The 7,572-nt window shown below is 65.4% G+C and carries 9 protein-coding genes; 1 reads left to right on the top strand and 8 read right to left on the bottom strand.

Annotated features, from left to right (window positions below; genetic code table 11):
* From ABFE16_14790 to ABFE16_14765, 6 genes are all read right to left on the bottom strand, one after another.
* Window positions 1–328: hypothetical protein (locus ABFE16_14790; GenBank protein MEN6346564.1), on the bottom strand; the 328-nt coding region annotated here is incomplete at its 3' end.
* Window positions 309–1,370 carry a uroporphyrinogen decarboxylase family protein gene (locus ABFE16_14785; protein ID MEN6346563.1) on the bottom strand — a complete coding sequence of 354 codons (1,062 nt, stop codon included), beginning with the start codon at window positions 1,368–1,370 and terminating at the stop codon, window positions 309–311. The genes ABFE16_14785 and ABFE16_14790, both read right to left, overlap by 20 nt.
* A 132-nt stretch (window positions 1,371–1,502) precedes the next feature.
* Window positions 1,503–1,979 carry a TspO/MBR family protein gene (locus tag ABFE16_14780; protein MEN6346562.1) on the bottom strand — a complete coding sequence of 159 codons (477 nt, stop codon included), beginning with the start codon at window positions 1,977–1,979 and terminating at the stop codon, window positions 1,503–1,505.
* 5 nt (window positions 1,980–1,984) lie between these two features.
* Window positions 1,985–3,466, bottom strand: a complete 1,482-nt coding sequence (locus ABFE16_14775) for a deoxyribodipyrimidine photolyase (protein ID MEN6346561.1) — start codon at window positions 3,464–3,466, stop codon at window positions 1,985–1,987.
* Between the two features lie 57 nt (window positions 3,467–3,523).
* Window positions 3,524–4,270 carry a C4-type zinc ribbon domain-containing protein gene (locus ABFE16_14770; protein MEN6346560.1) on the bottom strand — a complete coding sequence of 249 codons (747 nt, stop codon included), beginning with the start codon at window positions 4,268–4,270 and terminating at the stop codon, window positions 3,524–3,526.
* A gap of 25 nt (window positions 4,271–4,295) precedes the next feature.
* The gene (locus ABFE16_14765; protein ID MEN6346559.1) at window positions 4,296–5,105 is read right to left on the bottom strand and encodes a Nif3-like dinuclear metal center hexameric protein; all 810 of its coding nucleotides are present in this window, start codon (window positions 5,103–5,105) and stop codon (window positions 4,296–4,298) included.
* Window positions 5,106–5,245: 140 nt separating this feature from the next.
* On the opposite strand from ABFE16_14765, the gene ABFE16_14760 reads away from it, so the two are divergent.
* A complete protein-coding gene (locus tag ABFE16_14760; GenBank protein MEN6346558.1) occupies window positions 5,246–5,521 on the top strand; it encodes an FmdB family zinc ribbon protein in 276 nt (91 codons plus the stop codon).
* A gap of 85 nt (window positions 5,522–5,606) precedes the next feature.
* On the opposite strand, the gene ABFE16_14755 is transcribed toward ABFE16_14760, so the two are convergent.
* Together ABFE16_14755 and ABFE16_14750 are read right to left on the bottom strand one after the other, a co-directional pair.
* Window positions 5,607–6,671 (bottom strand): zinc-binding dehydrogenase, encoded by a 1,065-nt coding sequence (locus tag ABFE16_14755; GenBank protein ID MEN6346557.1) that lies wholly within the window; start codon window positions 6,669–6,671, stop codon window positions 5,607–5,609.
* A gap of 188 nt (window positions 6,672–6,859) precedes the next feature.
* Complete coding sequence (locus ABFE16_14750) at window positions 6,860–7,567, bottom strand: hypothetical protein (protein MEN6346556.1); 708 nt, start codon at window positions 7,565–7,567, stop codon at window positions 6,860–6,862.
* Between the last annotated feature and the right edge of the window lie 5 nt (window positions 7,568–7,572).

The following is a 7,572-nucleotide window of genomic DNA, read 5'->3' as shown; positions in this document are numbered from 1 at the left end:
TCTTGCCCTTCTGGTCGCCGAAGGCCAGGAGCTCGGCGCCCACAGGAGCCGTCCGGGTGAGCACGGCGCCCTCATATCCCTCGCGGTCGAGAGCTTTGACCTGCCAGCCTTCCTTGCCCGCCTCCTTGGCGATGTCCGCCAGCGGAGCGCCGACTTGCCCTTCCTCTGCCAGGCCCTTGGCGACGCCCATCTGCAGCTCGGTCGTCGAGGAGCCGTCGTAGTTCACCTTCACCGTCCCCTCGAAGAACACGCAACCGGAAGTGAAGACCAGCGACAGACCAAGCAGGAGGAGCGCGGCTGCCGAGAATCTAGTGGTGGTAGCTGCCATAGGCTTCGACCGCCTCGAAGAACGCCAGGATGTTGTCCCAGGGAACGTCTGGCTCCAGCACATGAGTGGGAGCCAGGAACAGCCCGCCACCTTTGCCCACCGTCTCGATGAGGTGCTTGACGGTCCGATGCATGTCGTCGGGAGTGCCGAAGGGAAAGGTGGTCTGGGTGCCGACGCAGCCCCAGAAGGCAAGCCGATCGCCGTACTGGGTCTTCAGTTGCTGCGGGTCGACACACTCGGGCTGCACGGGATTGAGGATGTCCAGGCCAATCTCGATGAGGTCCGTGATGATGTCGGAGACGTTGCCGTCGGAGTGGTAGAAGATCTGTACGTCGGGCTTGGCCTCGCGAGCAGCCTTCCAGACCTTGGCCCAGCGCGGCTTGAGCCACTCGCGCCAGGTGTTGGGGCTCATCATCATCTTGTGCTGCATCGCGACGTCGTCGCCGCACAGAATCTGGTCGACGCCTGCCTCCGCGTAGCGCCGGGCACGGAAGACCTGGTCCTCGGTGATGCGGTCGAGGACGTAGGCCGCCTGGTCCGGGCACTCCAGGAAGTCCATCATGAGCTTTTCCATGCTCGTGATCTGCCAGGCATTCTCCCAGATGTGCCCGACGCCGCCGATCACGTACCAGCCTTGCTCGTGCAAGCGTGCGACCTCAGCCTCGAGGTGTTCGTGACGGTAGGCCGGGGTGAAGTCGGGCCACGGGAACTGCTCCATCTCCCTGACGGAGGTGACCCGCTTCATCGGGAAGTCGAGCTGCCAGAAGTGCTCGAAGGTCCCGGGCTTGTGCGCCGTGCCGTACTCGCTGATGCTGGTTCCCTCCGGGAGCCCGTCGGGGTACCAGACCGACCAGTCCGGCGTCTCACGAGGACCCCGGAAGCCCACACCGGCGGTATCGTAGTCGAAGTACTCGGCCGCGTTCTTGCAGCCGGTCTTCTCCTCAAACAGCTTCTGGATCGCGGGAGTGAAGCCGGCGCTCTTGGGGACGCGGTCGGGCTCTTCCCGGTTCATGGCAGTCCAGACTCGTTCACGCTTGGTCATCTTGGTGTCCGCTCCAAGGCAAGGGTACCCACGCCAGTCCCATCAGGACCTCTATTCCCGCGGCAGGCGAGCTTCCCCTGCCTGCGAGGTGGCAGGTATGTTCAGAGGAGGCCGACGGCGCACGGAGAGGACTCAGGCGTTCAGCCGCTCTACGGCCAGATTCAGGGCGGCGGCGAAGGTCACCCACAAGAGGTAGGGGATCAGCAGGGCACCGGCGAGGACCGATACCCGCCAGAAGGTCAGGGTGGTGGCAAGAATGGCGATCCAGAGGACGACGATCTCGACAAAGGCAAGGCCCGGCCTGTGGGCCCCGAAGAACAGCCACGACCACAGCACGTTGAGGATCAACTGCACTGCGAAGAGTGTCAGGGCCAGGGGTGCTGCCGCGAATCCTCCCTGTCGCCACACCAGCCACAGCGACAGGCCCATGAGGGTGTACAGAACCACCCAGACCGGGCTGAACCAGGAACCGGGTGGATTCCACGCGGGCTTTTGCAGGGTCGCGTACCAGTCGTGCACGGACCTGGCGGTGACCCAGCCGCCGATGGCTGCGGCAAGAAAGCACAGACCGACGCACAGCACCAGATTGAGCAGATCGTTAGCGGTCACGGCCCTCACTCCTCCGACCCATACCGCTGAAGATACCGGCGCACGCGTGTCTTGCGGACCGTGTTCTCTGAACTCATATAGCGGACCTTGCCGAAGATCGGCCTCTCGGGTCCCCAGGCGCGATCGTAGCGTCCCAGGCACCAGAAGATGCCCGAGTAGGAGTTGGGGTCGCGACCGTCCAGGGCGTAGCGGTTGTTCAGCTCGACCATGGCTGCCACCGCCTCCTGAGGACTGGGCGACCACTCTAGTATCTTCTTGCCCCACAGCATCCGCAGGTAGTTGTGGATCCGCCCTTCGCGCACCAACTGCCGCTGAGCGGCGTTCCACAGCGGGTCGTGCGTCCGCGCGGCCACAAGATCCTCCAGGTCATACAGGTAGGGTCGCGGGTCGTCAGCATGCCGGGCCAGCGTCGTCAGGGCCCACTCCGGCAAAGACTCGTAGCGGTCGTAGTCCTCACGCCGCGCGGCCATGTTGTACCCAATCTCGCGCCAGGTGACAAGCTCGTCCAGGAAGGCCTCAGCGGCGGCCTCCAATCCCCACCATCCGCTGCGACTGCCCCGCCGGCTGTCCGACAGTTGCTCCACCGACCAGCCTTCACGCCCGACCACCTCGGCGAAGACCTGGTGGACCGAGAGGTGTCCGTGGTGCAGGTAGGGCGACAGCCCGCTGGTGGCGTCGTCGTCAGGGTGGTTGCGGGCCTCTGGATAGGCGGCAAGCTTCTCGCTGAGGAACCGCTCCAGCACAGCTTCCGCAGCCTCCGAGCCGCCCTTCTGAGAGACCGGCGTCACCCGGTGATCCAGCGGCATGCCTCGCAGGGCCTGGTTGCCCGGATCCAGCAGTTCCGGGCAGGCCTGGGGCCAGCGCGAAGTGAGGTCCTGAGGCAACTGCTCCAGTGCGGGCAAGGACACACCTGACAGTGGGTCCTCCAGCGGCAAGTCCGTCAGGTGGTCGCGCAGGGCACGCTGCAGGAAGCGCCGGAAGGAGTGGGCCGTCGGATAGACCCGGTCCGCCGCACGCAGGGGAAGCAGCCCGTTGCTGTCCACCTTCTCCAGGAGGACCTGGGACTGACGTCCCGCAGCGGAAACCAGAGCCGGCAAGGTGAAGCAGGGAACGTCGTCGGTGACGATCACGCAGGCATGGGCGGAGAGGGTTGCCACGAGCCCCTCAGCCGCTGCGGGTTCGGGCTCAGCGTAGGGGTAGTAAAGGGTGCCGGTGCCCTGGAGACGACGGGCGTTGTCGCGCATGCCGTCGAGGACGAAGCGATGGAAGCGGTCGCAGTCCCACGGGTTACCGCACCGCAGGTCCTCCAGGACGACCAGGGGCTTGCCAAGGTCCGAGGCCCACCAGACGGCACGCTGAAGGGCGAAGTTGCAGCGCGTCCGCCGGGCCGCCGTCATCCAGTAGCAGACGAACTCGCCGTCGCTCCGGACGGGCTGCCGGTTGACCGCAAGAACCCGCGTCTCGGGGACTGATCCTGGCCAGTCCATAGTCAGTCACGCCCGTCCCGCGACGACGACAGCGGGGGTCCCCACTCCTGCGGCGGCCTAATCATCCTCTGGTCGGAAGGGGCTCTCGCCGGAGGGTAGGTACAGGATGCGCTTGCAGCTCTCACAGCGGACTACCTGGTCTCCCGCACGCAGACGCGGGGCGAAGGAACTCGGCAGGGAGAGCTTGCAGCCCGTGCAGGCACCCTTGCGGACCGCCACCACAACCGGGCTCCCAATCCGCTGCAGGAGCGTCTCGTACTGCTGCAGGAGCGGGGCGTCGAGGATCGCCACGAGCTCCTCGCGCCGGGCCTTCATCTGTGCAAGCTCGGTCCGGAGGCGCTCGGAATCCGAGGCCGAGCGTGTCTTGGCCGAGGTCGCCTTACCGCCGAGGTCCTTGACGACGGCTTCCTGTTTGGTAACCGCCGCCTGGGCAGTCTCGACCTTGTCCATCAGCTCAAGAATCTCGTCCTCCAGCCGGCCCTTGGTGCGGTCCAACTCGGCAATCTTCTTCTCCAGAGCGCTAAGCTGCTTGGGGTCGGCGATCGTGCCTCCGTAGGCCTGCTTTGACCGGTTCTTGCGCTCGTCCTCGGCGCTCTTGAGCTGCAGTTCACGGTCGCGCAGTTGGGCTTCGTTCTCCTGGAGCACCTTGCGGACCCGGTCGAGCTCCGCCGTCGCCTGCGCCAGGACTGAGGCGGCTCCTGCGCCTCCGTCGAGTTCCTGCAGGGTGCGCTTACGCATCGCCCTTCCCGTGTCGATCTGCTGCAACTCGTACAGGGCGTCCAATTGCGTTCTCATGTCGGCCATGGGTGTCGGTCTCCCCGCAGGCTGCTCAGATTGTGAGGGTCCAAAAGGGGTCGGTGCGGACCTGGCTGATGGCCACCTGAAGCTGCCCCTCTGTGGCCTCCTTCAGGTAGCGAGACAGCAGGTTCAGGACGGGTCGCTCGGTCTCGTAGTGGCCGGCAGCAATCACACCCAGGCCGAGCTCTCGGGCCTCAAGGGCCTCATGGTACTTGATCTCGCCGGTGATGACGGCGTCCGCCTTCCCGCAAGCCTGCGCTACCAGGCCTCCTCCAGAACCCGGCAGGACCGCGACACGCCGCACCTGCTGCTGCCCGTCTCCTACGAGCGCCACCTGGGTCGCCAGCTTGGCCTCCGTGTATCGCGCGAGGGCATCTAGCGGCATGGGTGGCGTATCCGAGTAGAGAGTGTATTGCGGCGGAGCCACTTCGCCGTCGGCCAGGTCTTCTCCTTCTGCAGTCGGCGTGATCCGGAGGGGAACCAGACCGAGCTGCTCGGCCAGGGCCACTGCGGTCCCGACCTGGCCGGACAAGTCAAGGTTCGTGTGAGCCGCATAGACGGTGATCCTGGCTCGGGCCGCCGCAAGAAGCGTGCGTCCGACGGGTGTCGCCTCGTCGATGCGGTGCAGCCCCCCGAAGACCAGGGGATGATGACATAGGATCAGTCCTGCAGAGCACTGCTTGGCCTCGCGCACGGTGTCCACGTTGACGTCCAGGGCCAGCAGGCAAGCAGTGGTGTCTTCCTGCAGTGAGCCGATCTGGAGGCCCGGGTTATCCCAGGATTCCGCCGTGGCGGGCGGTGCGACGCGGTCCAAGAGTGCTGTGATGTCGGAAATGAGCATGGCAACGTCTCCAGTTAGCACTCGGCAGTGGGGAGTGCTAAAATGTGATGCCCCTGTCTTGACTCGGAGGAGGGTGAATCCTATAATAGCGCACGGTTCAAGTGTGCAGTACTAGTGCAGCGCGAGGAGATGCTGAGGTCATGCCGATCTACGAGTACCAGTGCGAGAAGTGTGGCCACGTCTTCGAGGTCCAGCAGAGCTTCAGTGATGAACCCGTGAAGACGTGCAACCAGCCGAAATGCAGCGGGAAGGTCAAAAAGCTCTTCAGCCCGCCGGCGATCATCTTCAAGGGGAAGGGCTTCTACTGCACCGACTACGGCCGGGGCAACCTGGGCAGCAAGCCCGCCGGCAGCAGCTCGGAGAAGTCCGAGGCGTGCAAAAGTTGCGAATCAGGCGCCTGCGCCAAGAGCGACTAGATCGGCAGGCGATTGCGGCACTTTTTCCGGGACGGCTCCTCAGGAGCCGTCCCTTTGGCTTTCTGCAGACCCCGCAGAGGGCCGATCAGGGCTCCAGGACGACCTTCAGGGCCCCGGTATTCCACTTGTCACGGGCGACCTCAAAGGCCCGTGGCGCCTCCTCCAGCGGGAACCGGTGGGTGATCATCGGCCCGACCCGCACCTTCCCCAGACCAAGAAGCTCAAGGCCAATCTGGTACTCCTCATAGAGGTTGTTGCTGGATGTGGTGATGCGCCTCTCCCCGGCCAGCGACGCCTCGGAGAGAGCCAGGCCGGGAGCAGCTCCCGCCATCAGCGTCAGACACCCTCCCCGGGCGAGCACGGACAGTACGAACTCCTGGGCTGCGAGGTTGCCGGTGGTCTCGAAGACGCTGTCTACGCCACGGCCGCCAGTCTGGGCTCTGATTGCCTGCGCCAGGTCGGCGTAGTGGGCGCCATCCACGGCGCAGACCTCCTCAGCCCCCAACTCACGGGCGCAGTCCAGGGCGACCTGGTAGACATCGACAACCCAGGCACGACCGGCACCCAGGGCCTTCGCCGCGCCCAGGATAGACAGTCCGATAGGCCCCGCGCCGAGGATCAGGAACTCGGAACCGGGGAACATCGTTGCCCGGCGGACGGCATGGACGGCTACCCCCAGACCATCGAGGAAAGTGCCCTCAGCGGCCGAAAGGCCCTCGGGCAAGGGGTACAGGTGCTCCTCCCAGATCGGGCACCACTGGGCCATTCCACCGGGGTTGTAGGCAAGGCCTTCCCAGCCCGCACCGTGTCCGAGGTGCGCAGTGTTCGCGCACAACTGGACCTGCCCGCGACGACATTCCGTGCACTTCCCGCAGCCTCGGAAGGCCAGCATGGACACCAGCTTGCCGTCGATGTACCCCGCGACCTCGTGGCCAAGGACCATGTTGGGCGGATTGGGCTTCTCGTAGCCCAGGGTGTGCTTCGCCCACGGGTTCTCGCCCTCGTAGTAGCGCAGATCGCTGCCACAGATGCCGCAGGCCGCCACCTTCACCAGCCGCTCACCGGGACCGGTCTGCGGGATTGGGATGTCGAGGACGGCGAGATCCTGCGGCCCGCGCAGGACCGCCGCTTTCATCATGCTTGGTTCCATGTCTACCTGCCTGTCTGGAAGGCCAACCGGGGCGTCCGGCGAGAGTAGCTACCGGTCGGCGCCCCTGGTTCGCGGGCCTCACGAGGTCGGTTTGCGGCCCCGCCTCAGCGTCCCGGAAAGCGCAACGCCAGAGCGAGGTCCACTCTGGCGCATATTCGTTGCGAGGTTATCCCGATCCTCTGCCGGCGTCAACCGGCTGGCGGAGGAGTCGGTTCAGTGGGCTTGGGTGCGGGAGCCGGCGGAGCTGGCGCCATCAGGAGCTTGAGCAAGTCAGGCAAGAGCTGCGGGTACTTGGCGGTCACAAGGGCGACGATCTTGCCCGTGAGTTCCGGATAGCGGGTGAGGACCAGGGTCCCGGCATCCGCGATAAAGCCGGGGAATTCCTCGCGCACCCGCGACTGTATCTGGGTGATCAGGTCTGAGTGCTGTGTCTGTAGGACCACCAGGACGTCGCGCAGCAAGTCGGGGTACTTGGTCTGCACCAGGGCCGCCGCTCGCTGCGAGAGATCGGGACCAGGCGGCAGCGCACGGATCTCGGCCACCAGATCGGGGTAGCGCTGGGCAATCAGTTGGTCGATCGCCGCCTGCATCGTGGGAGCCTTCCGCAACTGCTCCTCGACGAAGGCCCGCAGACCGGGGTACTTCTCAGCCACCAGCTTGTCCAGCAGGGGCCGCACATCGGTGAAGAAGCTGGCACGCTCCCGTAGAATCAGCGTGGCAATCTCGCTGGGTAGCGTCGGGTACTTGTCGGTGAGCAGCTTTGAGACCGCAGCCTGGGCCTCGGGGCTTGCCTTCTGGAGGGCGTCGAGGAACGAAGGCGCACCTTCGGTCTGCGCAGCCGCCGACAGGCAGCTACCCAAGAGCAGGAGGACCCCAAGCAGGCTCGCAACTCGCATCAGGA

It is taken from the genome of Armatimonadia bacterium, assembly GCA_039679385.1.
In the GTDB taxonomy this organism is placed as follows: domain Bacteria; phylum Armatimonadota; class Zipacnadia; order Zipacnadales; family JABUFB01; genus JAJFTQ01.
Note: the sequence above shows the minus strand (reverse complement) of the source record. Positions and strands in the feature narration are given on the sequence as shown.